The following is a 23,592-nucleotide window of genomic DNA, read 5'->3' on the forward strand; positions in this document are numbered from 1 at the left end:
AAGCGAATATCGACCCGGCCGCAGCGCACACGAACATGCCGCGCGGCCAACGAATTGAAGGAGTGTGATCATGGCATATAGCGACAAGGTTCTGGACCACTACGAAAACCCGCGTAACGTCGGTTCGTTCTCGAAAGACGACGACACGGTCGGCACGGGCATGGTCGGCGCGCCGGCTTGCGGCGACGTGATGAAGCTGCAGATCCGCGTGGGCGCGGACGGCGTGATCGAAGACGCGAAGTTCAAGACCTACGGCTGCGGCTCGGCAATCGCCTCGAGCTCGCTCGTCACGGAATGGGTCAAGGGCAAGACGCTTGACGAAGCGCTCTCGATCAAGAACACGCAGATCGCTGAAGAACTGGCGCTGCCGCCGGTGAAGATCCACTGCTCGATCCTCGCGGAAGACGCGATCAAGGCAGCGGTCGCCGACTACCGCACGCGTCACACGACCGAAGCGAAGGCCGACGCCGTTTAAGGCGCACGGCAGGTCGCGCGGCGAGCGGCAACGCGGCGCGGGCAGAACGGCGGCGAACCTTCGGGTGCGCCGCCGCGGGATTAACGATTTTGGATGCAGGCAGGTTGCGCCGCACCGTGGTGAAACAGGCACGAGCCTGAGACACGCGGGGCGGGGCGCGGCGAAAACGCTATGGCTATTACGTTGACGGAAAAAGCGGCACAGCACGTGCAGAAGTACCTGACCCGGCGCGGCAAGGGCGTGGGCCTGCGCCTCGGCGTGCGCACGACGGGTTGCTCGGGACTGGCGTACAAGCTCGAGTATGTCGACGACCTGGCGCCCGAGGACAACGTGTTCGAGAGCTTCGGCGTGAAGGTGATCGTCGATCCGAAAAGCCTGTCCTATATCGACGGCACGCAGCTCGATTTCGTGCGCGAAGGCCTCAACGAGGGCTTCAAGTTCAACAACCCGAACGTGAAGGACGAGTGCGGTTGCGGCGAGTCCTTCCGCGTTTGAGCCCGTGTGTTGCGGTGAAAAGGCGGCCTGTGCCGCCTTTTTGATTTTGATGGCCCCACAAGAACGCTTTATCCGATGACCTCGCTTTCATCGCTTTCCGATAGCCACTTCGTGCTGTTCGGCCTGCCCGAGCAGTTCGCGATCGACGCCGATTCGCTCGACCACGCATATCGCACCGTGCAGGCGCAGGTTCACCCGGACCGCTTCGCCGCGGCCGGCGACGCGCAAAAACGCGTGGCGATGCAATGGGCCACGCGCGCGAACGAGGCGTATCAGACGCTGCGCGATCCGCTCAAGCGCGCCAAATACCTGTTGCATCTGCGCGGCGTCGACGTCGGCGCCGAGGACAATACGGCCATGGAGCCGGCGTTCCTGATGCAGCAGATGGAATGGCGCGAGGCGATCGAGGACGCCGTCCACGCGAAGAACGTCGATGCGCTCGACGCGCTCTCGGGCGAACTGCGCGACGACGAGCGCGCGCGCCTCGCCAAGCTCGCGGCGCTGATCGACAGCGGCTCGAACCAGCCGGCGGCGGAAGCGGTGCGCCAGCTCATGTTCATCGAGCGCGTCGCAGCCGAGATCGAGACGCAGATCGAACGGCTGGAAGGCTGAGACCGTTGCCGGGCGCCACGCGCCCGACTGCACGGAAAAAAGCGTAGAACATAGGACAGGGCTGCCCGTGGCGGCCCGCAACAGATCACACAGATGGCATTACTGCAAATCTCCGAACCCGGCATGGCGCCGGCGCCGCACCAGCGGCGACTCGCCGTCGGCATCGACCTCGGCACGACGAACTCGCTCGTCGCCGCCGTGCGCAGCGGCGTGCCCGACGTGCTGCCCGACGCGGACGGCCACGTGCTGCTGCCTTCCGTCGTGCGCTATCTGGCCAACGGCGGCCGCCGCATCGGTCGCACGGCGAAAGCCGAAGCGGCCAGCGATCCGCGCAACACGATCGTCTCGGTCAAGCGCTTCATGGGCCGCGGCAAGGCCGACGTCGAAGGCGCGGCGAACGCGCCTTACGTCTTCGTCGACGCGCCCGGCATGGTGCAGATCGAGACCGTGGACGGCGTGAAGAGCCCGGTGGAAGTGTCGGCGGAAATTCTCGCGACGCTGCGTCAGCGCGCCGAAGACACGCTCGGCGACGATCTCGTCGGCGCGGTCATCACGGTGCCGGCGTACTTCGACGAAGCGCAGCGCCAGGCGACCAAGGACGCCGCGCGCCTCGCGGGCCTGAACGTGCTGCGCCTGCTGAACGAACCGACCGCGGCCGCCATCGCCTACGGTCTCGACAACGGCGCCGAAGGCCTCTACGCGGTCTACGACCTCGGCGGCGGCACCTTCGACCTGTCGATCCTGAAGCTCACCAAGGGTGTGTTCGAAGTGCTGGCGGCGGGCGGCGATTCGGCGCTCGGCGGCGACGATTTCGACCACGTCGTGTTCGATTACGTGCTGGAGCAAAGCGGCATCGAGCGCGCGTCGCTCGCGCCCGAAGACGTGCGTCTGCTGCTCGACCACGCGCGCGACGCGAAGGAAGCGCTTTCGTCGGCGCCGGAAGCGCGCATCGACGTGACGTTGTCGAATGGCAAGACCCTCTCGGTCGCCCTCGACGAAGCGCGTTTCGAGGCGCTCACGCAGACGCTCGTGCAGCGCACGCTCACGCCCACGAAGAAGGCGCTGCGCGACGCGAAGGTCGGCGCGAAGGACGTGAAGGGCGTGGTGCTGGTCGGCGGCGCGACGCGCATGCCGGTGATCCGCCGCGCGGTGGAACAGTATTTCGGCCAGGCGCCGCTCACCAATCTCGATCCCGACCAGGTCGTCGCGCTCGGCGCGGCGGTTCAGGCCGATCTGCTGGCGGGCAACCGTGGCGGCGACGACGACTGGCTGCTGCTCGACGTGATTCCGCTCTCGCTGGGCGTGGAAACGATGGGCGGGCTCGTCGAGAAGATCATCCCGCGCAACTCGACCATTCCGGTCGCGCGTGCGCAGGACTTCACGACCTTCAAGGACGGCCAGACCGCGATGGCGATCCACGTGGTCCAGGGCGAGCGCGAGCTCGTGGCCGACTGCCGTTCGCTTGCGCGCTTCGAGCTGCGCGGCATTCCGCCGATGGCGGCGGGCGCGGCGCGCATTCGCGTGACCTATCAGGTGGACGCGGACGGGCTGCTGTCGGTGTTCGCACGCGAGCAGCTCTCGGGCGTGGAGGCGTCGGTGGTGGTCAAGCCGTCGTACGGCCTCGAAGACAACGACATCGCCAAGATGCTCGAAGAGAGCTTCAAGACCGCCGACATCGACATGCGCGCGCGTGCGCTGCGTGAAGCGCAGGTCGAGGCGCAACGCGTGATCGAAGCGACGCAATCGGCGCTGGCCGCCGACGGCGAACTGCTCGACGCCGACGAGCGCGCCGCGCTCGACACGCTCATCGCCGCACTTGCGCAGATCGTGCAGAGCGACGACACCGACGCAATCGAAACCGCCACCAAGGCGCTGGCCGAAGGCACCGACGAATTCGCCGCGCGCCGCATGGACAAGGGCATCAAGCGCGCGCTGGCGGGCAAGCGGCTCGACGAGATCGGCTAAGTAGCGAACGCAGAGAAAACGACCTGTGCGCGCGCATCGCGCGCCGGGTGCGTGCTTTCCCGATGTGGCGAAGCGCGCGAGGTCAGTAGAATGGGCGATGCCGCCGCCGTCAGGCGGGGCGCGCCCGAATTGAAAGTTATTGGATACGGAAATCACAATGCCTCAAATCGTGGTGCTGCCCCATGTCGAACTGTGCCCCGAGGGCGCGGTCATCGACGCCAAGCCGGGTGAAAGCGTGTGCGACGCGCTGCTGGAACACGGCATCGAAATCGAACACGCCTGCGAGAAGTCGTGCGCGTGCACGACCTGTCACGTGATCGTGCGCGAAGGTTTCAACGCGCTCGAACCGTCGGAAGAAGCCGAAGACGACCTGCTCGACAAGGCCTGGGGTCTGGAGCCCACTTCGCGACTGTCGTGCCAGGCGCTCGTGCCGGCGGAAGACGACCTGGTGATCGAGATCCCGCGTTACTCGATCAACCACGCCAAGGAAAACCACTGATCCACCCGAAGAGGAGCGCACAGCCATGAAATGGACCGATACGCAGGACATCGCAATGGCCTTGACGGACACGCATCCCGAAGTCGATCCGCAGTATGTGCGCTTTACCGATCTGCATCGCTGGATCACGGAACTCGAAGGTTTCGACGACGATCCGCAAAGCTCGAACGAGCGGATCCTCGAAGCGATCCAGGCGGCGTGGATTGAAGACGCCGATTACTGATCGCCCCGGTCATCAGTGGCAGGGCGCTTCGGCGCGCGACGAAAGAAAAAGGCGATTCGCTGTGATGGCGAATCGCCTTTTTGTTTGCCTGCGTTTGCAGACGCGGCCGGGTTCAGGCGACGTCAGGCCGCTTCGAGCGCCCCGCGTTCGATCCGCACGCGTTGGCCTTGCTGGAACGGCGGCGCTTCGTGATAAGTGAAGTAGCGCATCTTGCCGCTATCCATGCGCACGCGCACCGAATAGGCCGTCGTGCTGCGGATATGCTTTTCGACCGAGTTGCCCGCGAGGCCGCCGCCGAGCGCGCCGAGCAGCGTCATCGCGGTACGGCCGCCGCCGCGGCCGAACTGATTGCCGACGACGCCACCCGCCACCGCGCCACCCACCGCGCCGATGCCGGTGCCGTGGCCTTCCTGCTTGACCGCCGAAATCGCTTCAACGACGCCGCACGAGGCGCACGCGGCCGATTGCGGCGGCGCTTCCTGCGCGGCTTGTTGAGGCTGTTGCGCGTACTGCGGCGCGGGCGCGGCCGGCTGCGCTGGCTGCGCCGCCGCCGGAGCGGGTTGCGGCTCGGTGGGCGCGGTGCTTTGCGCGCCGTTTTGTGCATACTGCGCGCCGGTCGCGGGCCGCGTGGAATCCTGCGTCGCGGGCAGCGTCGCCATCAGCGTGGTCTGGCCGGTTTGCGATTGGGCACTCTGTTCGGCCGTGCTGGAAGCCTTGGGAAATACGCCGGTAATCGCCGCCGTGGCTGCCAGGCTCGCGACGATCACCGCACCCGCGGCAGTCGCGACGAGCGGATGCAGACGGCGTTTGGCGGACGTGTCGGGCGTAGTGGTGGTCGTGGTTTTAGGATCGAGTTCGTTCATGACAGGCTCCGTCTTTTGCAGAGTTGGCTCAAAAGCTTGGGTCAAAACCAGTGTGAGCCAAAGCCGTGGCACGGGCGTTTCATTTTGTAACCCATCCTGCGTGCGCGACGAACCGGTAACGCATCCATCAGATCCCGATCGCCGCACGGCTTTGCCCGGCGCGGTTTTCCGTCCTGACGCAATCCGCATGCCCATTTGCCGCGCGAAATTTGCGCGAAGCAGGGCGGAAGCTTTTACCGATAGTTACAAACGTCCGACGCACGTGCCACGCCGCAGCCAAAAGAAACGGGGCGCATGCGGCGTGAACCGCATGCGCCCCGTCTGGCGCGTCTGTCGTGCAGGCGTCGCTTTAGTCTTCGCGGCGCAGGTGCGGGAACAGCAGCACGTCGCGGATGCTCGGGCTATCGGTGAGCAGCATCACCAGACGGTCGATGCCGATGCCGCAGCCGCCCGTCGGGGGCATGCCGTACTCGAGCGCGCGGATGTAGTCGGCGTCGTAGAACATCGCTTCTTCGTCGCCCGCGTCCTTCTGCTCGACCTGCTTCTTGAAGCGCGCGGCCTGGTCTTCCGGATCGTTCAGCTCCGAGAAGCCGTTGGCGATTTCGCGGCCCGTGATGAACAGTTCGAAACGCTCGGTGATGCCCGGCGTGGTGTCCGAGGCGCGCGCGAGCGGCGAGACTTCGACCGGGTAGTCGATGATGTAGGTCGGTTCCCACAGTTGCGACTCGGCCGTTTCCTCGAACAGCGCGAGTTGCAGCGCGCCGACGCCGGCGTTCAGGAACTGCGGCTGGTTCGCGTCGACGCCGAACTTCTTCAGTTCCGTGCGCAGGAACGCGGCATCGGCGAGCTGTTCGGTCGTGTATTGCGGCGCGTACTTCTGGATTGCCTGCACGATCGTCAGACGATGGAACGGCTTCGACAGATCGAGTTCGCGGCCCTGATACGTGAGCACGGCGGTGCCCGACGCGTCGATCGCGGCCTGGCGGATCAGTTGCTCGGTGAAGTCCATCAGCCACGTGTAGTCGGTGTACGCGGCGTAGAACTCCATCATCGTGAATTCCGGATTGTGACGCGGCGAAACGCCCTCGTTACGGAAATTCCGGTTGATTTCGAACACGCGCTCGAAGCCGCCGACGATCAGGCGCTTCAGATACAGCTCGGGCGCGATACGCAGATACATCTGCATGTCGAGCGCGTTGTGGTGCGTGACGAACGGCTTGGCCGCCGCGCCGCCCGGGATCGGGTGCAGCATCGGCGTTTCGACTTCCATGAAGTTCGAGCCGGCCATGAACTGACGCACCGACGCGATCGCCATCGCGCGCGCCACGAACGTGTCGCGGGCTTCCGGCGTGACGATCAGGTCGACGTAGCGCTGGCGGTAGCGCATTTCCTGGTCCGACAGACCGTGGAACTTGTCCGGCAGCGGACGCAGCGACTTCGAGAGCAGACGCAGTTCGGTCACGCGCACCGAGAGTTCGCCCTTGTTGGTGCGGAACAGGACGCCCTTCGCGGCGACGATGTCACCGAGGTCCCACTTCTTGAACGCGTCGTAGGTCGTTTCGCCCACGTCGGCGGGCGTGATGAAGAACTGGATCTGGCCCGAGCCGTCGCGCACCGTGGCGAAGCTTGCCTTGCCCATCACGCGTTTGAGCATCATGCGGCCGGCGATCGCGACTTCGAGCGGATTCGCTTCGAGCGCTTCCTTGTCGGTGTCGGCGTAGTCGCGCTGCAGGTCGGCGGCGTGGTGAGTCGGGCGGAAGTCGTTGGGATAGGCGACGCCCGCTTCGCGCAGCGTGCGCAGCTTCTCGCGGCGCTCGGCGATGATCTGGTTGTCGTCCAGGTCGGGCGACGCGGCAGGCGCTGCGGCGGCCGTATTCGGCTGGGTCGGTTCGGTCATGATGGCTCGGGGTTCGGGAAATTCGGTTCCGCCGCGCGCGCCACGCGTCTCGAAAGACGCGGGCGGCGGCACGGCGGGAGAGGGCGGCGGACGTTGGCGCCGCTTACACGCCCTGTTTCAGGCTTGCGCTGATGAACGCGTCGAGATCGCCGTCGAGCACGGCTTTGGTGTTGCTGATTTCGACGTTCGTGCGCAGATCCTTGATGCGGCTGTTGTCGAGCACGTAGGAGCGGATCTGGTGACCCCAGCCCACGTCCGACTTGCCCGCTTCGAGCTTGTCCTGCTCCGACTGGCGCTTGCGCATTTCGGCTTCGTACAGGCGCGATTTGAGCATGGCCATGGCTTCGGCGCGGTTGCGGTGCTGCGAGCGGTCGTTCTGGCACTGCACGACGATGCCCGACGGGATGTGCGTGATACGCACGGCGGAGTCGGTCTTGTTGATGTGCTGACCGCCCGCGCCCGAAGCGCGATACGTGTCGATGCGCAGGTCGGCCGGATTGACGTCGATTTCGAACGATTCGTCGATTTCCGGATACACGAACACCGACGAGAACGACGTGTGACGGCCGCCCGACGAGTCGAACGGCGACTTGCGCACGAGGCGGTGAATGCCGGTTTCGGTGCGCAGGAAGCCGTAGGCGTATTCGCCTTCGACCTTGATGGTCGCGCTCTTGATGCCGGCCACGTCGCCTTCGGACTCTTCGAGCACTTCGGTCTTGAAGCCCTTGCGCTCGCAGTAGCGCACGTACTGGCGCAGCAGCATCGACGCCCAGTCGCAGGCTTCCGTGCCGCCCGCGCCCGCCTGAATGTCGATAAAGGCGTTGTTCGGGTCGGCCGGGTTCGCGAACATGCGTCGGAACTCGACGTCGGCGATACGCTTTTCGATTTCAGCGGCGTCGCTTTCGCAGGCCACGAGCGTGTCCTCGTCGCCTTCCTCGCGCGCCATCTCGAAGAGGTCCTGCGCGTCGCGCGCGTCGTTCTCGATACCGTCGAGCACATGCACGACGCCTTCGAGCAGTTTCTTTTCCTTGCCGAGACCCTGTGCGTGCTTGGAGTCGTTCCAGACGTTGGGGTCTTCGAGTTCGCTATTGACTTCGACGAGCCGTCGGGCTTTTACGTCGTAGTCAAAGATACCCCCGGAGCTCGCCCGCGCGTGCGCGCAGGTCCGCCAAGAGGGCTTCGATCGCGTTGAGACGTTCCGCTTCCATTTGTGTCGTGATCCGGCGTGTAAAACACGCAATTATAGCCGATTGGCCATGCATCAAGGGCGCGGCGACCCCATGCGTGGCCTCTCGTCCACGCCGGTCAGAGCGCCGCGTGCTCCACCACCAGTTGCACGCGCGAAACGCCGTTCCACGTGTCGCGCACGAGGCGATAGGCGACGGTCGTGTGCTGCGGCAGCGGCTCGGTGTGGTTGAACCAGATCGCGTTGAAGCGCTGGCGGCCGCGCAGCAGTTGCAGTTTCAGGTGCTTGTCCTTCACGAGCGCCTGCGACGCGACCTCGAATTCGCCCGCGAACACGGGCGCCGGGAAGCCCTGGCCCCACACGGCGGCGTCGATCATCTCGACGAAATCGGGCGTGAAATAGGCGTCTTCGAGATCGCCGTCGGTTTCCACGGTGCGCGCGAGCGCCTCGGCGGTCAGCCATTCGCGGCCCACGCGCTCGAAGGCGGCGGCGAAGCGCGGCACGTCGGCGGCGGCGATCGTCAGGCCCGCGGCCATCGCGTGGCCGCCGAACTTGTGGATCAGGCCCGGCTCGCGCTTGGAAATCAGGTCGACGGCGTCGCGCAGATGGAAACCGGGGATCGAACGGCCGGAGCCCTTGACGAGCGCGCCGTCGTCGTCGGCGAGCGCGAAAGTGAAGGACGGGCGGTGGAACTTCTCTTTGAGCCGTCCCGCGACGATGCCGATCACGCCCTGGTGCCAGCCTTCGTTGAACAGCGTGAGCGTGGCGCCGTCCTGCGGATCGATGTCGGCGAGATCGGCGAGCGCCTGTTGTTGCATGCCGGCCTCGATCTCGCGGCGCTCGCGGTTCATCGCGTCGAGCTGCTGGGCGAGATCCCAGGCGCGGCCCACGTCGTCGGTGGTCAGGCACTCGATGCCGAGCGACATGTCGGAGAGGCGGCCCGCCGCGTTCAGGCGCGGTCCGAGCGCGAAGCCCATATCGAAGCCCGAGGCGCTTTTCGCGTCGCGGCCCGAGGCGCGGAACAGGGCGGCGATGCCCGGCTGCATGCGGCCGTTGCGGATGCGTTGCAGACCTTGCGCGACCAGCACGCGGTTGTTGCCGTCGAGCTTGACGACGTCGGCGACCGTCCCGAGCGCGACCAGATCGAGCAGGCCGTCCAGACGCGGCTCGGGCTTGCCGTCGGCGAACGCGCCGCGGCGGCGCAGTTCCGCGCGCAGCGCAAGCAGCGTGTAGAACATCACGCCGACGCCCGCGATGCACTTGCTCGGAAACTCGCAACCCGGCTGATTCGGATTGACGATCGCGCGCGCGGCCGGCAGCACGTCGCCGGGCAGGTGGTGGTCGGTCACGAGCACGTCGATGCCGAGCGTGTTCGCGGCTTCCACGCCTTCCACGCTGGCGATGCCGTTGTCGACGGTGATCAGCAGGTCGGGCGGTCCGCCCTTGCGCTGCGCGGCGAGCGCGACGATCTCGGGCGTGAGGCCATAGCCGTACTCGAAGCGATTCGGCACCAGATAGTCGATCTGCGCGCCGAACATGCGCAGGCCGCGCACGGCCACCGCGCAGGCGGTCGCGCCGTCGCAGTCGTAGTCGGCGACCACCAGCATGCGGCGCTTCTGTTCGAGCGCGTCGGCGAGCAGCGCGGCGGCCTCGTCGAGGCCTTTCATGCCGGCTGGGGGAATCAGGCGGCCGAGGCCGGTTTCGATGTCGTCGGGCTGGCTGACGCCGCGCGACGCGTAGAGGCGCGCGAGCACCGGGTGCAGGCCGTGACGGATCAGCACTTCGGTATCGGCGGGAGAGCAGGCGCGGGTGACGATTCGGGTCATGCGGACGACTTCGGAAATTATTCGATGAAGAGCGACGCGAACTCGCGGCGTCGCCAGAATTTGCGCAGGTCGCCGCGCGTGAGCGCGAGCGTGACCGAGCCGGTATCGCCGCAGAGCGTGACGTCGAGCTGGTTCAGCTCGCCGGCTTGCAGTGCATCGAGCGCGGGCGCGAACCAGTCGCGTTCGATCTGCGCGAAGGCCGCGTTCCAGCGGCCCCAGTCCTGCTGGATATACGCCGCCGAGAACGGATCGAGCTCGACCAGCGTGATGCCGCTCGCGGCGGCGTCGAGCGTGGTTTTCAGCGTGGCGAAATCGGCCGGCGTCCTGGCCAGCGCCGCGCCCGACGCCATGGCAAGGCCGCGCGTGGCGGCGGCGTCGGACTGCACGCGCGCAAACGGCTTGCGCACCGGACGCAGCGCGCCTTGCGCGTGGAACCAGATCGAGTTGACGGCGGGCAGGCCGCGCGCCTCGCGCGCTTCGTTGACGGGATGCTCGAACCAGGCCATCTGCACCTCGTTCTGCACCTTCATCCACGCGCGCGAACGCTGGCCCGAATGGGCCTCGTGCGGCAGCCAGATTTCGATATTGCGGCCGCTCGCGCGCAGCGGCGACGCGCCCGCGAGCGTGCCGAACTGGTCGCTCGACAGATACCAGCGTTGCGGCGTGGGCGCTTCGACGCGCACGCCGAGTTCTTCGATCAGCGGTCGGGCGATGGCGTACAGCGTGGCGGCGTCGGCGTCGGTGAGTTCGAGCGAGGCGGGATCGATCAGCACCAGGTGATCGTGCGCGATGCGCACGTGCACGGGCTGGATGCAGGCCCACGTGGCGTCGCCGGGCGTGCCGCCGTCGGCAAGCAGCATCCAGGGCGCGAGCGGCGCTTCGTCGTCGGCGCTGGCGCTTTTGGCGTTGGCGCTCGCAGCGCCGTCGCCGAGCGCGCCGAACTGACGCGCGACCCAGCGCTCATGCGGCAGCGTGCGCTGGAAATCTTCGCCGATGACCTGCTCGCCGAGCGTCGCGCGCGCGATCAGCTTCGAGAGCGCGGGAAACTGCAGGCCGGCGAGGGCGGTCGGCGCAACAGCCGCGGACGGCAGCGCGAAAGGCACGAGGAGATGGAGGCGGTCGGCAGGCATGGTGCGCATTGTACTTCGGCGCTCGCGGCTGCTGGGCGCGGCGGGCGGCGCATCCGGCGCGTCGAGTGCACCGCGTTGGCGTGCCGTGCCATACGAATCAGTAACTTACCGACGATCGGCGCGGCAGGCGGGCACCTGCGCGCCGAATCCGCATCCAAGGGGCAGGGGCGCAGACTGGGCGGGTACAGGCGGCCCGGGATGGCGCAAAGTCCGTGAGACCCCCGTAGTGTGGCAAACTTCGCGCTTGGTTGCGGACATGTTCCGGCACGGAAATCGGGCGGCGCGCGGACCGGTGGTCCTGCATCGACGTGATCGCGACGCAAATATGCGACGTAACCAGCACGATGCGACGTAACCCGCGACGCAACCCACGCGCCCATGCCCGCGCAACGAAGACGCTTTAAAGGATTCGCTTGAAACTTCCCTACGAATGGCAGATAGGCTGGCGCTACACCCGCGCCGGCAAGCGCACGACCGGCAATGGCTTCATCTCGTTCATCGCGCTGATCTCGATGTCGGGCATCGCGCTCGGCGTGGCGGCGCTGATCGTCGTGCTCTCCGTGATGAACGGCTTCCAGCGCGACGTGCGCGACCGCATGCTCTCCGTGCTCGCGCACGTCGAAATCTTCTCGCCCACCGGTTCGATGCCCGACTGGCAACTGACCGCGAAAGAGGCCAAGACCAATCCCGAGGTGATCGGCGCGGCGCCCTATGTGGACGCCCAGGCGCTGCTCACGCGCGGCGACAGCGTGAACGGCGTGGCGCTGCGCGGCGTCGAGCCCTCGGAAGAACCGCAGGTCTCGGACATCGGCAAGGAAATGAAGATCGGCACCATGAACGATCTGACGCCGGGCAGCTTCAACATCGTGCTCGGCTCCGATCTGGCCGTGAATCTGGGCGTGACGAAGGGCGACAAGGTCACGCTCGTCGCGCCCGAAGGCACGATCACGCCGGCGGGCATGCTGCCGCGCCTGAAGCAGTTCACCGTGGTGGGCGTGTTCGAATCGGGGCACTACGAGTACGACAGCACGCTCGCGCTCGTGAACATCCGCGACGCCGAAGTGCTCTACCGCCTGGCCGCACCCAGCGGCGTGCGCCTGCGCCTGAAAGACATGCAGCGCGCGCCCGCCGTCGCGCGGCAGCTCGTGCACACGCTCTCGGGCGACCTTTATATTCGCGACTGGACGCAGCAGAACAAGACGTGGTTCTCGGCCGTGCAGATCGAGAAGCGCATGATGTTCATCATCCTCACGCTGATCATCGCGGTGGCGGCGTTCAATCTGGTGTCGTCGCTGGTGATGACGGTGACCAACAAGCAGGCCGATATCGCCATTCTGCGCACGCTCGGCGCGCAGCCCGGCTCGATCATGAAGATCTTCGTGGTGCAGGGCGTGACGATCGGCTTCGTGGGGACGGCCATCGGCGTCGCGCTCGGCTGCCTGATCGCGTGGAGCATTCCGTGGCTCGTGCCGATGATCGAGCATCTGCTCGGCGTGCAGTTCCTGCCGCCCTCGGTCTATTTCATCAGTGAACTGCCTTCGGAACTCGTCGCCGGCGACGTGATCCGTATCGGTTTGATTGCGTTCGTGCTGTCCGCGCTCGCGACGCTTTATCCCAGCTGGCGCGCGGCCAGGGTTCGACCGGCGGAGGCACTGCGCTATGAATGATCGTCAAGCGAAAAACACCATCATGAGCGGCGTGGCAAGCGACTATCCGTATGTGATCGAGGCGCACGGCATTTCGAAGGTGTTCGGCCAGGGCGCGCTCTCGGTGCAGGTGCTGCACGACACCGAAATCTCCGTGAAGCGCGGCGAGAAGCTCGCGATCGTGGGCGCGTCGGGTTCGGGCAAGAGCACGCTGCTGCACGTGCTCGGCGGTCTCGACGAACCGGGCACCGGCAACGTGAAGCTGCTCGGCAAGCCGTTCACCGAACTGTCCGAACGCGACCGCAACGATCTGCGCAACCGCGCGCTCGGTTTCGTCTATCAGTTCCATCATCTGCTGCCGGAATTCTCGGCGCTCGACAACGTGGCGATGCCGCTGCGCATCCGCCGCATGCCGCAAGAGGACGCGCGCCGCGAGGCGATGGCGATTCTCGATCGCGTGGGCCTCGCGCATCGCGCGCGTCATCGTCCGGGCGAACTCTCGGGCGGCGAGCGTCAGCGCGTGGCGATCGCGCGTGCGCTGGTCACGCGGCCCGCCTGCGTGCTTGCGGACGAACCGACCGGCAATCTCGACGGCAGCACGGCGGACACGGTGTTCAACCTGATGCTCGAACTCTCGGACCAGTTCCAGACGAGCTTCGTGATCGTCACGCACGATCCCGATCTCGCGGCGCGTTGCGACCGCATCGTGCGTCTGCGCGAAGGCATGCTGCACGAGGAGCCGGTTCTGCCGGTCTAGGCGCGCAGCAACGGCGTCGCCTTGCGCCACGCCTCGGGCCCGCGAGTTGCGCCGCAGTTCTGCCGCGTGATTCGCGGGCCTTGTTTTTGGGTCTATTTCGATGACGTTCGCCGTTTGCGGCAGGAGCGCGTAACCATGTGGATCGACACGCATTGTCATCTCGATGCCGGCGAATTCGACGCGGATCGCGACGCGGTGGCGTCGGCGGCGCGGGCGTCGGGGGTGGCGCGCATCGTGATTCCCGCGGTGGCGCGCGAGAACTTCGCGACCGTGCGCGCGCTCGCGCGGCGCACGCCGGGCGCGGTCTACGCGCTCGGGATTCATCCGCTCTATACGCCGCAGGCGCGCGACGAGGACATCGCCGCATTGCGCGCCGAAATCGAGGCGAGTCTCGACGATCCGAAGTTCGTGGGTATCGGCGAAATCGGTCTCGACTTTTTCGTGCCGGGGCTCGACGCCGAGCGTCAGCAATTCATCTACGACGCGCAGTTGAAGCTCGCGCGCGAATTCGAGCTGCCCGCGATCTGCCATGTGCGCAAGTCGCAGGATCAGGTGCTCAAGGGCTTGCGCCGCAACGGCGTGCGCTGCGGCATCGCGCATGCGTTCAACGGCAGTTTTCAGCAGGCGCAGGCGTTCATCGAGCAGGGCATGCATCTGGGTTTCGGCGGCAATCTGACCTTCGAGCGCGCGTTGCAGATTCGCCGGCTCGCGGAGCAGTTGCCGCTCGACGCCATCGTGATGGAAACCGACGCGCCCGACATCTCGCCGTCCTGGCTCTACAAGCAGCGCAACACGCCGGATCAGGTGCCGCGCATCGGCGCCGTGCTCGCCGCCTTGCGGGGCGTGACGCCCGAGGATGTCGCCCTTGGCACGACGGCTAACGCGACGGCCGCGCTGCCGCGGCTCGCGCTTTCGTCGGCATAATTTCCGCATGGGTGGCGCGCGAGACGGCAGGGTGTGAGGGCTTGCGCCGCCGTTTCGCGGAGGCGCTATGCGGGCGATGTGGTGCGGTTTCGCGCTGGGCGTGATCGCGCTGCAACAGCAGGCGGCGTTGCCGGGGCGCGTCGCGTGGTGCGGTCTGATCGCGTTGATGTTGGGCGCGGCGATCGGCGGCGCGCCGATGGTGCGGCGGGGTGCGCGAGGGCGCATCGTGGGCTGGTCAGCGCTTGCGCTTGCTTCAACGTGTGTCGGGTTCGGTTACGCGGCGTGGCGTGCGGAAATCCGGCTGGCCGAATCGCTGCCCGAAGCCTGGCAGGCGCGCGACGTCGACGTGACCGGGTATATCGCGCGCATGCCTGCTTTCGGTGAAGGATCGGCGCGCTTTCTCTTCGCAGTGGAATCCTGGCCGGGGCGCGAGCTGACGGCGAGCGCTTTGCGTTTCTCGCGTACGCCGCGTCTGCTGCAATTGAACTGGATCGCGCGCGACGCGCCCGTGCCGCCGCTCGTGCCCGGCGCGCGCTGGCGGCTGACGGTGCGGCTCAAACCGGCGCACGGCGAAGGCAATTTCGATCTGCGCGATACAGAGGCCGCCTTGCTCGCGCGCGGCGTGCGCGCGACCGGTTACGTCAGCGACGCCGCGCACGCGCAACGTCTGGTTCGCGACGCGCAGGGCATCGGCATCGCCATCGAGCGCAGGCGGGCGGCGGTGCGTGCGCGCATCGGCGAGGTGCTGGCGGACGCGCCGCATCGCGGCATCGTCGTCGCGCTTGCGACCGGTGCACAGGACGATGTCAGCGATGCCGACTGGCAACTGATGCGCAACACCGGCACGAGTCATCTCGTTGCGATCTCCGGGCTGCATCTCGCCTTCGTCGCCGGGCTTGCGGGCTGGCTGTCGGGCGCGCTCTGGCGGCGAGCGCGCTGGCGCGGCATGGAAGCGCCGCTCGTCCTGCCCGCCCAGAAAGTGGCGCTCGCGGGCGCGGTGTGCGCGGGAGCGGCGTATGCCGCGCTGGCCGGATTCAACGTGCCGGTGCAGCGCGCGCTCTGGATGCTGGCGGTGGCGGCGGTGGCGCTGCTGGGTTCGCGCGAGGTGTCGCGTTCGCATGTGCTGGCGTGGGCGCTCGGGCTCGTATTGCTGCGCGATCCGTGGGCGGTGACCGCGCCGGGATTCTGGTTGTCGTTCTGCGCCGTCGCGGCGATTCTGTATGCGGCCAGCGGCGTGCCGCGCATGCGCCGCGAAGAGGATGCCGAACTCACACCCGATGAAGTCGATCCGATGCGCGAGAAGGAGCCGGTGGCGGCCGAGGTGCCGCGTGGGCCTTGGCGCGAACGCTTTGCCTCGCTCGTCGATTGGCAGCGCTGGCGCCGCGCCGCCAGGCGTTTCGCGGCCCGTCTGCATGACGGCGCGCGCGTGCAATGGGCGGTCACGCTGGCGCTGGCGCCGCTCACCGCGTACTGGTTCCTGCAGATTCCGCTGATCGGGCCGCTGGCGAACGCCTTCGCGATTCCGTGGGTCAGCATGCTGGTCACGCCGACCGTGCTGGCGGGCGCGGTCTTGCCCGCGCCGCTCGACGCCTTCGCGCTGCGTGCCGCGCACGCTTTGCTCGACCGCCTCGCGATGGCGCTCGGCGCGCTCGACGGTCTGCCGTGGGCGCTGCTGCGTCTGCCGCAGCCGTCCGGCTGGGCGTTGGCCTGTGCGGCGGTGGGCGTCGCGTGGTTGCTCGCGCCGCGCGGGTGGCCGTTGCGCTGGCTCGCGCCGTTCACGTGGCTGCCGCTGCTTGCGCCGTCGCCGGGCGGCCCGCCGGAAGGCGCGTTCCGCCTCACCGCGCTGGACATCGGGCAGGGCACCTCCGTGCTGATCGAGACCGCGCGCCACACCTTGCTGTTCGACGCCGGGCCAGGCCCGGAATCCACCCACGCGGGCGAGCGGATCGTCGTTCCCTATCTGCAGACCCACGCCGTGACGCAACTCGACATGCTGATGGTGAGCCACGACGACTCCGACCACTCGGGCGGCGCTCAGGCCGTGCTCGAAGCGCTGCGGGTGCGGCAGTTCGTGGCGGGCATTCTGCCCGCGCATCGGTTGTGGGCGACAGCGCAGTCGCGCGGGGCGGAGCGCGTGCAGTGCGCGGCAGGGCAGCGCTGGCAGTGGGACGGCGTGACCTTCGAGGTGCTCTGGCCCGATGCGGGGCCGCTCGCGGGCAAACCCAATGCGCATTGCTGCGTGCTGCGCGTGAGCACGGCGGGCACATCCGGGGCCGCGTCGGCGCCGGATGGCGCCGTCACCGCCTTGCTTGCCGCCGATATCGAAGCCGCCACCGAGCGCACGCTGATGGCACGCGACCCCGACAAGCTGCGCGCCCAGATTCTCGTCGTGCCGCACCACGGCAGCCGCACGTCGTCGACTGAACCGTTCCTCGATTCTGTCTGGCCGCTCGTCGCGATATTTCAGGTAGGCTTCATCAATCGCTTTCATCATCCTTATCCGGGTGTCTATGCGCGTTACGCGTCGCGCCACATCGTGCTGGCGCGCAGCGATTGGGACGGCGCGGCGCGCATCGAGGCCGCCCCCGGCGCGTTGACGGTCGAGCGCTTTCGCGATACGCGGCGGCGTTACTGGATGGACCGGTTGGACCGGCCGGATCGGACCGAAGAGGCGGCGGTGGGCGCGATGCAAGGGGCGGCTGCGGTCCGCCCGCCCGGCACGCAAGACAACGACGACAACGACAATCCGACAAGAACGAACGGAACGGAGACAGGCCCAGATTGAAGAACGTCATCCATTTTTCCCATGCGAACGGCTTCCCGGCCTCGACCTATCGCACTTTCTTCGCCGAACTCGGCGACACCTACGAGCTGCGCTATATCGAGCGCATCGGCCACGACGCGCGCTATCCCGTCACGCGCGACTGGCCGCACCTCGTCGAGCAACTGATCGAGGACATCGGCAGCCGCTATGAGCAGCCGGTCTGGCTCGTCGGCCACTCGCTCGGCGGCTATCTTTCGCTGATGGCGGCGCTCAGGAAGCCGCAGTGGGTGAGGGGCGTGGTGATGCTCGATTCGCCCGTGATCGCCGGCTGGCGCAGCGGCATGCTGCGCGTGTCGCAGTGGACCGGGCTCGACGAGCGCCTGTCGCCCGCCGCCGCGACGCGCACGCGCCGCACCAGCTGGGCGAGTCGCGACGAAGCCTGGCGTCATTTCCACTCGAAGCCCGCGTTCGCGCGCTGGGACGAGCGCGTGTTGTCGGACTACATCGACTTCGGCATTCCTCAGACTTCGCCCGACGGCGCACGCACGCTCGCCTTCGACCGCCGCACCGAATACCTCATTTACCGCACACTGCCGCACACCTTCGGCACGCGGCTCGCGCATGGCTCGCCGGTGCCGGTGAGCTTCGTCGGCGGCACGCATTCGAAGGAGGTGCGGCAGGTCGGTCTCGGCGCGACGCGGCGCATCGCGGGCGAGCGCTTCGAGTGGATCGAAGGCAGTCATCTGTATCCGATGGAGCGGCCCATCGAGACCGCGCGCGCGGTGCAGCGCATGCTCTACGCGATGGGTAACGGCGGCTGGACGCGCGCCTGATGGCCGCCGTCTGGCGGGGCACGATCAATTCGGCACATGCTTCATTCGCGCCGCGCCCCGTCACGCAAGATGCTCTTTCAAAATTCAGGGTTAGCCCTTGCTTTACGGTATAATCCGTTTTTCCCGCGAGCATCCAGCGATGACCAAATATGTTTTCGTCACCGGCGGCGTAGTTTCTTCCCTTGGCAAGGGTATTGCCGCCGCCTCCCTCGCCGCGATCCTCGAATCGCGCGGTCTGAAAGTCACCCTCCTCAAGCTTGATCCCTACATCAACGTCGACCCCGGCACGATGAGCCCGTTTCAACACGGCGAAGTGTTCGTGACGGAAGACGGAGCGGAGACCGACCTCGACCTCGGCCACTATGAGCGCTTCATCAGCACGAAGATGCGCAAGGCCAACAACTTCACCACGGGCCAGATTTACGAATCGGTGATCCGCAAGGAACGCCGCGGCGACTATCTCGGCAAGACGGTGCAGGTCATTCCGCACATCACCAACGAAATCCAGGCGTTCATCGAGCGCGGCGCGGCATCCGCGACGTGCGGTGAGCCCGACGTGGCGATCGTTGAAGTGGGCGGCACGGTCGGCGACATCGAGTCGCTGCCGTTCCTCGAAGCCGCGCGTCAGATGAGCCTGCGCCTTGGCCGCAACAGCGCGTGCTTCGTGCACCTCACGCTGGTGCCGTTCATCGCCACGGCCGGCGAACTCAAGACCAAGCCCACGCAGCACAGCGTGCAGAAGCTGCGCGAAATCGGTATCTATCCGAACGTGCTGCTGTGCCGTGCAGACCGCCGCATTCCGGACGACGAGCGCTCGAAGATCTCGATGTTCTCGAACGTGCCCGAAGACGCCGTCATTTCGGTGTGGGACGCCGACAGCATCTACAAGATTCCGCAGATGCTGCACGACCAGGGTCTCGACTCGATCGTCTGCGACGAACTCAAGCTGTCCGCCAAGCCCGCCGACCTGTCGATGTGGGCCGAAATGGTCGAGAAGCTCGAGCATCCGCAGCACGAAGTCACGATCGGCATGGTCGGCAAGTACGTCGACCTGACCGAGTCGTACAAGTCGCTCATCGAAGCGCTGCGTCACGCATCGATCAAGACCTCGACCAAGGTCAACATCGAGTACATCGACTCGGAAGAGATCGACGAACAGGGCGTGGACAGCCTCAAGCATCTCGACGCGATTCTCGTGCCGGGTGGTTTCGGCCGTCGCGGCACCGAAGGCAAGATCAAGGCCATTCAGTACGCTCGTGAATCGAAGGTGCCGTACCTCGGCATCTGCCTCGGCATGCAGCTCGCCGTGATCGAATTCGCGCGCGACGTGGTGGGCCTGAAGCACGCGAACAGCACGGAATTCGACGCCGACACGCCGGACCGCGTCGTCGCGCTCATCACCGAATGGGCCGACCGCGAAGGCAAGGTCGAGAAGCGCACGGAAGATTCGGACCTGGGCGGCACCATGCGCCTCGGCTCGCAGCGCTGCCCGATCAAGCCCGGCACGCTCGCTTCGGAAATCTATGGCAAGGACGTGAACGAACGCCACCGCCACCGTTATGAAGTCAATAACGGCTACGTGCCCAAGCTCGAAGCCGGCGGCCTTATCATCAGCGCCCGTACGCCGACTGAAGACCTGCCGGAAATGATGGAACTGCCGCGCGACATGCACCCGTGGTTCGTCGGCGTTCAGTTCCACCCGGAATTCACGTCCACGCCGCGTGACGGCCATCCGCTCTTCAAGGCGTTTGTCGAAGCGTCGCTCGCGCACCAGCAGTCGCGCGCTCAGGAGAAAGCATGAATCTGTGCGGTTTCGAGGTCGGCCTCGACAAGCCGTTCTTTCTGATTGCAGGCACCTGTGTCGTCGAATCCGAACAGATGACGATCGACACGGCGGGCCGCCTGAAGGAAATCACGGCGAAGCTCGGCATTCCGTTCATCTACAAGTCGTCGTTCGACAAGGCCAATCGCTCGAGCGGCAAGTCGTTCCGCGGCCTGGGCATGGACGAAGGCCTGCGCATCCTCTCCGAAGTGAAGCGCCAGCTCGGCCTGCCCGTGCTGACCGACGTGCACACGGAAGAGGAAGTGGGCCCGGTGGCGTCGGTCGTCGACGTGCTGCAGACGCCGGCGTTCCTGTGCCGCCAGACCGACTTCATCCACGCGTGCGCGCGTTCGGGCAAGCCGGTCAACATCAAGAAAGGCCAGTTCCTCGCGCCGCACGACATGAAGAACGTGATCGACAAGGCGCGCGACGCGGCGCGTGAAGCGGGTCTTTCCGAAGACCGCTTCATGGCTTGCGAACGCGGTGTCTCGTTCGGTTACAACAACCTCGTGTCCGACATGCGCTCGCTCGCGATCATGCGCGAGACGGCGGCGCCGGTCGTGATGGACGTCACGCACTCGGTGCAACTGCCGGGCGGCCAGGGCACCAGCTCGGGCGGTCAGCGCGAATTCGTGCCGGTGCTCGCGCGCGCGGCCGTCGCAACGGGCGTGGCGGGTCTCTTCATGGAGACGCACCCGAACCCGGCGCAAGCGAAGTCCGACGGTCCCAACGCCGTGCCGCTGAACCGCATGGCCGACCTGCTCGAAACGCTCGTCACGCTCGACCAGGCGGTCAAGCGCACGCCGTTCCTCGAGAACGACTTCAACTGATTCACGTAGTCAGGCACCAGCGCGCTTCATGCGCGTCGTGTGCTTTGTCGTATGGCTTCACCGCAAGATTGGATCGCGGAGTTCTACCGTAGTGCTGAAGCATCGCGCGCCGCTTCGATTGCATGAGCGGCGCGATGGAGGAGCCGCGGCGAGCGGCCCGCCGGCGCAGCAGGTGTCATGAAGCGATGCCATGCTGTGCCAGACGGCAGCCGCGCCGCGCCAGATGTACAAGGCAGCGTGGCGGCGCAGCGATTACGCAGTGTGTAATCCTCGCGACGCAACAAGTTGAACCCGACGACCGCGCCGCCTGTCCCATGTGACGGTGTGTCCCGCGCGAGCGCGTAGACCGCGCTTCGCCGGAGTCGCAGATGGTGCGTGTCTCGCAAGAATTACTGTCATTTCCTGAGGAAACCATGAGTGCAATCGTAGATATCATCGGTCGCGAGATTCTGGATTCGCGCGGCAATCCCACCGTCGAATGCGATGTGCTGCTCGAATCGGGCACGATGGGCCGCGCGGCTGTGCCGTCGGGCGCGTCGACCGGCTCGCGTGAAGCGATCGAACTGCGCGACGGCGAAGCCGGCCGCTACAACGGCAAGGGCGTGCTGAAAGCCGTCGAGCACATCAACACCGAAATCTCCGAGGCGATCATGGGCCTCGACGCGTCGGAACAAGCCTTCCTCGACAAGACCCTGCTCGAGCTCGACGGCACCGACAACAAGTCGCGTCTGGGCGCGAACGCGATGCTGGCCGTTTCGATGGCCGTCGCGAAGGCCGCTGCCGAAGAAGCCGGCCTGCCGCTGTACCGCTACTTCGGCGGTTCGGGCGCGATGCAACTGCCGGTCCCGATGATGAACATCGTCAACGGCGGCGCGCACGCGAACAACAGCCTGGACATTCAGGAATTCATGATCGTGCCGGTGAGCCAGCCGACCTTCCGCGAAGCGCTGCGTTGCGGCGCGGAAATCTTCCACGCGCTCAAGAAGATCCTCTCGGATCGCGGCATGAGCACGGCGGTCGGCGACGAAGGCGGTTTCGCACCGAACTTCGGCAGCAACGACGAATGCCTGTCGACCATCCTGCAAGCGATCGAGAAGGCAGGCTACCGCGCCGGTGAAGACGTGCTGCTCGCGCTCGACTGCGCAGCCAGCGAGTTCTACCACGACGGCAAGTACCAGCTCGCGGGCGAAGGCCTGCAACTGTCGTCGTCGGAATTCGCCGACTACCTCGCGACGCTCGCCGACAAGTTCCCGATCGTCTCGATCGAAGACGGCATGCATGAAAGCGACTGGGCCGGCTGGAAGCTCCTGACCGAAAAGCTCGGCAAGAAGGTTCAGCTGGTGGGCGACGACCTGTTCGTCACCAACACGCGCATCCTGAAGGAAGGCATCGAGAAGGGCATCGCCAACTCGATCCTGATCAAGATCAACCAGATCGGCACGCTGACGGAAACCTTCGCAGCGATCGAAATGGCGAAGCGCGCGGGCTACACGGCCGTGATCTCGCACCGTTCGGGCGAAACCGAAGATTCGACCATCGCGGACATCGCCGTCGGCCTGAACGCAGGTCAGATCAAGACCGGTTCGCTCTCGCGCAGCGACCGCATCTCGAAGTACAACCAGCTGCTGCGCATCGAGGAAGATCTCGGTGATATCGCCAGCTACCCGGGCAAGTCGGCGTTCTATAACCTCCGCTAAGCGGACCTGAACGCGACAGCCGCCTTGCTGTCACTCTTCGTCATCCCTCTTCGCCGCCCTGCGTTCAGCGCAGGGCGGCGTATGTTTATCCGGCACCATCCATGCGGCTTGTCACTGTCGTCCTGATCATCCTGCTCGCGCTGATCCAGTATCCGCTCTGGTGGGGCCACGGCGGGTGGCTGCACGTGCACGAACTGCAAGGGCAGCTCGCACAGCAGCAAAAGCTGAACGACGACGAAAAACTGCGCAACGAACGCATCGCGGGCGAAGTGCAGGATTTGCAAAACGGCACCGCGGCCGTCGAGGAGCGTGCGCGCTACGAGATGGGTATGGTGAAGGACGGCGAGGTGTTCGTGCAGTTCGTCTCGCCGAATCAGCCGTTGCCGGCTACGCCCGCGGGGTCGTCGAATACGTCGACGCGTGGCGAGATGTCGGCGGCGCCCGTCAAGGTGGTGCCGAATCCGGTGTCGCGCGTGCCCGAGAAACATCACGGACACGGCAAGGAAACGAAGAAGAAGGCGGGCTGAGCGTCACAGCCAACGATGCGGTTCGATAGCGTCGAAATAAAAAGCGCGGCCATCCAGCGGATGCCGCGCTTTTTTATTGCCGCGTGATTTTGCGGGGCGAGCCTTATACGATCGTCGCCCCGATCGTTGCGCACGCTACGATTTCACCAGCCCCAACCCCAGCCCGGATAGCCGTAGCCGATCCCGGTGCCCCAGCCGCCGCCCCAACCGCCGCTGTAGTAGCTGCCGTAGACGTTCACGGGCGGCGTGTACGCGCGCGACCACGCCTGCGCGGCCGCTTCGGCGTTCGCGGCGCGATTGGATTCGGCCAGCGCCTGCTGGTCGATCGCGTCGTAGCGCTGAAGCTGCTCGGGCGTGAGGGCAGGGGCGGCCTGCTGCTGCGGCGCGACCGTGGCGGTCGCGCCAGCTTGATCGGCGGGCAGGCGGCTGTAGATCGGCGAAGGACCAGGCGGATCGAGCGTGCAGCCGCTCATCAGCACGACGCCTGCGGCGGCGGCCGTCAGCGCGGTCAGGTAGATGAGCGTTCTGGCGCGGCGCACGGTGCGCGCGGGCAGGCGAGGTGATGCAGCCCCGAGGTTCGTCTTCATGTTCTTGCTTCCCTTTATCGGTCGGATTCCGGAT

At 66.3% G+C, this 23,592-nt stretch carries 21 protein-coding genes; 15 read left to right on the forward strand and 6 right to left on the reverse strand.

All coding sequences use genetic code 11. The features are described 5' to 3' along the window. Nucleotides 1-70: 70 nt before the first annotated feature. The 6 genes from iscU to iscX all read left to right on the forward strand — a co-directional run bounded on the left by iscU (nt 71) and on the right by iscX (nt 4,269). Nucleotides 71-475 carry a Fe-S cluster assembly scaffold IscU gene (iscU, locus tag G5S35_RS05875; RefSeq protein WP_065060267.1) on the forward strand — a complete coding sequence of 135 codons (405 nt, stop codon included), beginning with the start codon at nt 71-73 and terminating at the stop codon, nt 473-475. A 171-nt stretch (nt 476-646) separates the two neighbouring features. Beyond that, nucleotides 647-970, forward strand: a complete 324-nt coding sequence (iscA, locus tag G5S35_RS05880; protein WP_065060266.1) for an iron-sulfur cluster assembly protein IscA — start codon at nt 647-649, stop codon at nt 968-970. A gap of 75 nt (nt 971-1,045) precedes the next feature. Beyond that, nucleotides 1,046-1,582, forward strand: a complete 537-nt coding sequence (gene hscB, locus G5S35_RS05885) for a Fe-S protein assembly co-chaperone HscB (protein ID WP_065060265.1) — start codon at nt 1,046-1,048, stop codon at nt 1,580-1,582. 93 nt (nt 1,583-1,675) lie between these two features. Next, nucleotides 1,676-3,547, forward strand: coding sequence for a Fe-S protein assembly chaperone HscA (gene hscA / locus G5S35_RS05890; protein ID WP_110328269.1), 1,872 nt, complete (start codon nt 1,676-1,678; stop codon nt 3,545-3,547). Nucleotides 3,548-3,704: 157 nt separating this feature from the next. Further along, nucleotides 3,705-4,046: an ISC system 2Fe-2S type ferredoxin gene (gene fdx / locus G5S35_RS05895; protein WP_065060263.1), complete on the forward strand. Its 342-nt coding sequence runs from the start codon at nt 3,705-3,707 to the stop codon at nt 4,044-4,046. A gap of 25 nt (nt 4,047-4,071) precedes the next feature. Next, entirely contained in the window at nt 4,072-4,269 is a 198-nt protein-coding gene (iscX, locus tag G5S35_RS05900) for a Fe-S cluster assembly protein IscX (RefSeq protein WP_065060262.1), read from the forward strand. A gap of 122 nt (nt 4,270-4,391) precedes the next feature. Here the strand turns inward: iscX and G5S35_RS05905 are convergent, their stop codons facing one another. The 5 genes from G5S35_RS05905 to G5S35_RS05925 form a co-directional block, all read right to left on the reverse strand. Then, nucleotides 4,392-5,132 carry a glycine zipper 2TM domain-containing protein gene (locus G5S35_RS05905; protein WP_124261189.1) on the reverse strand — a complete coding sequence of 247 codons (741 nt, stop codon included), beginning with the start codon at nt 5,130-5,132 and terminating at the stop codon, nt 4,392-4,394. Nucleotides 5,133-5,481: 349 nt separating this feature from the next. After that, nucleotides 5,482-7,029, reverse strand: a complete 1,548-nt coding sequence (gene lysS, locus G5S35_RS05910) for a lysine--tRNA ligase (protein WP_183038731.1) — start codon at nt 7,027-7,029, stop codon at nt 5,482-5,484. A 103-nt stretch (nt 7,030-7,132) separates the two neighbouring features. Beyond that, nucleotides 7,133-8,237, reverse strand: a protein-coding gene (gene prfB, locus G5S35_RS05915) for a peptide chain release factor 2 (protein ID WP_110328271.1) whose coding sequence is annotated in 2 segments (ribosomal slippage) — nt 7,133-8,155 and nt 8,157-8,237 — 1,104 coding nt in all. Because the reading frame shifts where the segments join, the coding sequence is not laid out codon by codon here. A 97-nt stretch (nt 8,238-8,334) separates the two neighbouring features. Beyond that, the gene (recJ, locus tag G5S35_RS05920) at nt 8,335-10,041 is read right to left on the reverse strand and encodes a single-stranded-DNA-specific exonuclease RecJ (protein ID WP_065060258.1); all 1,707 of its coding nucleotides are present in this window, start codon (nt 10,039-10,041) and stop codon (nt 8,335-8,337) included. Nucleotides 10,042-10,058: 17 nt separating this feature from the next. Continuing rightward, nucleotides 10,059-11,171, reverse strand: a complete 1,113-nt coding sequence (locus tag G5S35_RS05925; protein ID WP_420874522.1) for a regulator — start codon at nt 11,169-11,171, stop codon at nt 10,059-10,061. Between the two features lie 413 nt (nt 11,172-11,584). Between G5S35_RS05925 and G5S35_RS05930 the strand changes: the two genes are divergently transcribed. From G5S35_RS05930 to ftsB, 9 genes are all read left to right on the forward strand, one after another. Continuing rightward, nucleotides 11,585-12,838 (forward strand): lipoprotein-releasing ABC transporter permease subunit, encoded by a 1,254-nt coding sequence (locus G5S35_RS05930; protein ID WP_065060257.1) that lies wholly within the window; start codon nt 11,585-11,587, stop codon nt 12,836-12,838. Further along, a complete protein-coding gene (gene lolD, locus G5S35_RS05935) occupies nt 12,831-13,574 on the forward strand; it encodes a lipoprotein-releasing ABC transporter ATP-binding protein LolD (RefSeq protein ID WP_065060256.1) in 744 nt (247 codons plus the stop codon). The genes G5S35_RS05930 and lolD overlap by 8 nt, the downstream gene beginning before the upstream one ends. 135 nt (nt 13,575-13,709) lie before the next feature. Continuing rightward, nucleotides 13,710-14,498 carry a TatD family hydrolase gene (locus G5S35_RS05940; RefSeq protein ID WP_065060255.1) on the forward strand — a complete coding sequence of 263 codons (789 nt, stop codon included), beginning with the start codon at nt 13,710-13,712 and terminating at the stop codon, nt 14,496-14,498. Nucleotides 14,499-14,565: 67 nt separating this feature from the next. Beyond that, nucleotides 14,566-17,283, forward strand: coding sequence for a ComEC/Rec2 family competence protein (locus tag G5S35_RS05945; RefSeq protein ID WP_183038733.1), 2,718 nt, complete (start codon nt 14,566-14,568; stop codon nt 17,281-17,283). Continuing rightward, on the forward strand, nt 17,280-18,095 hold the full coding sequence (locus G5S35_RS05950; protein WP_065060253.1) for an alpha/beta fold hydrolase: 816 nt from the start codon (nt 17,280-17,282) through the stop codon (nt 18,093-18,095). Before G5S35_RS05945 ends, G5S35_RS05950 begins: the two co-directional genes overlap by 4 nt. Before the next feature lie 139 nt (nt 18,096-18,234). After that, nucleotides 18,235-19,896: a CTP synthase gene (locus G5S35_RS05955; RefSeq protein WP_065060252.1), complete on the forward strand. Its 1,662-nt coding sequence runs from the start codon at nt 18,235-18,237 to the stop codon at nt 19,894-19,896. After that, nucleotides 19,893-20,747 (forward strand): 3-deoxy-8-phosphooctulonate synthase, encoded by an 855-nt coding sequence (gene kdsA, locus G5S35_RS05960; protein WP_027814924.1) that lies wholly within the window; start codon nt 19,893-19,895, stop codon nt 20,745-20,747. The genes G5S35_RS05955 and kdsA overlap by 4 nt, the downstream gene beginning before the upstream one ends. A gap of 413 nt (nt 20,748-21,160) precedes the next feature. Then, nucleotides 21,161-22,444 carry a phosphopyruvate hydratase gene (gene eno / locus G5S35_RS05965; RefSeq protein ID WP_065060251.1) on the forward strand — a complete coding sequence of 428 codons (1,284 nt, stop codon included), beginning with the start codon at nt 21,161-21,163 and terminating at the stop codon, nt 22,442-22,444. A gap of 101 nt (nt 22,445-22,545) precedes the next feature. After that, nucleotides 22,546-22,971 carry a cell division protein FtsB gene (ftsB, locus tag G5S35_RS05970; RefSeq protein WP_183038734.1) on the forward strand — a complete coding sequence of 142 codons (426 nt, stop codon included), beginning with the start codon at nt 22,546-22,548 and terminating at the stop codon, nt 22,969-22,971. A 143-nt stretch (nt 22,972-23,114) separates the two neighbouring features. Here the strand turns inward: ftsB and G5S35_RS05975 are convergent, their stop codons facing one another. Then, nucleotides 23,115-23,558: a hypothetical protein gene (locus G5S35_RS05975; protein ID WP_065060249.1), complete on the reverse strand. Its 444-nt coding sequence runs from the start codon at nt 23,556-23,558 to the stop codon at nt 23,115-23,117. Nucleotides 23,559-23,592: the final 34 nt, after the last annotated feature.

It is taken from the genome of Paraburkholderia tropica, from assembly GCF_014171495.1.
Classification (GTDB): Bacteria; Pseudomonadota; Gammaproteobacteria; order Burkholderiales; family Burkholderiaceae; genus Paraburkholderia; species Paraburkholderia tropica.

Bases quoted from the DNA above. Each gene is read 5' to 3' on its own strand.
- iscU (WP_065060267.1), top strand. From the start codon at position 71: ATGGCATATAGCGACAAGGTTCTGGACCACTACGAAAACCCGCGTAAC.
- iscA (WP_065060266.1), top strand. From the start codon at position 647: ATGGCTATTACGTTGACGGAAAAAGCGGCACAGCACGTGCAGAAGTAC.
- hscB (WP_065060265.1), top strand. From the start codon at position 1,046: ATGACCTCGCTTTCATCGCTTTCCGATAGCCACTTCGTGCTGTTCGGC.
- hscA (WP_110328269.1), top strand. From the start codon at position 1,676: ATGGCATTACTGCAAATCTCCGAACCCGGCATGGCGCCGGCGCCGCAC.
- fdx (WP_065060263.1), top strand. From the start codon at position 3,705: ATGCCTCAAATCGTGGTGCTGCCCCATGTCGAACTGTGCCCCGAGGGC.
- iscX (WP_065060262.1), top strand. From the start codon at position 4,072: ATGAAATGGACCGATACGCAGGACATCGCAATGGCCTTGACGGACACG.
- G5S35_RS05905 (WP_124261189.1), bottom strand. From the start codon at position 5,132: ATGAACGAACTCGATCCTAAAACCACGACCACCACTACGCCCGACACG.
- lysS (WP_183038731.1), bottom strand. From the start codon at position 7,029: ATGACCGAACCGACCCAGCCGAATACGGCCGCCGCAGCGCCTGCCGCG.
- recJ (WP_065060258.1), bottom strand. From the start codon at position 10,041: ATGACCCGAATCGTCACCCGCGCCTGCTCTCCCGCCGATACCGAAGTG.
- G5S35_RS05925 (WP_420874522.1), bottom strand. From the start codon at position 11,171: ATGCCTGCCGACCGCCTCCATCTCCTCGTGCCTTTCGCGCTGCCGTCC.
- lolD (WP_065060256.1), top strand. From the start codon at position 12,831: ATGAATGATCGTCAAGCGAAAAACACCATCATGAGCGGCGTGGCAAGC.
- G5S35_RS05940 (WP_065060255.1), top strand. From the start codon at position 13,710: ATGTGGATCGACACGCATTGTCATCTCGATGCCGGCGAATTCGACGCG.
- G5S35_RS05945 (WP_183038733.1), top strand. From the start codon at position 14,566: ATGCGGGCGATGTGGTGCGGTTTCGCGCTGGGCGTGATCGCGCTGCAA.
- G5S35_RS05955 (WP_065060252.1), top strand. From the start codon at position 18,235: ATGACCAAATATGTTTTCGTCACCGGCGGCGTAGTTTCTTCCCTTGGC.
- kdsA (WP_027814924.1), top strand. From the start codon at position 19,893: ATGAATCTGTGCGGTTTCGAGGTCGGCCTCGACAAGCCGTTCTTTCTG.
- eno (WP_065060251.1), top strand. From the start codon at position 21,161: ATGAGTGCAATCGTAGATATCATCGGTCGCGAGATTCTGGATTCGCGC.
- ftsB (WP_183038734.1), top strand. From the start codon at position 22,546: ATGCGGCTTGTCACTGTCGTCCTGATCATCCTGCTCGCGCTGATCCAG.
- G5S35_RS05975 (WP_065060249.1), bottom strand. From the start codon at position 23,558: ATGAAGACGAACCTCGGGGCTGCATCACCTCGCCTGCCCGCGCGCACC.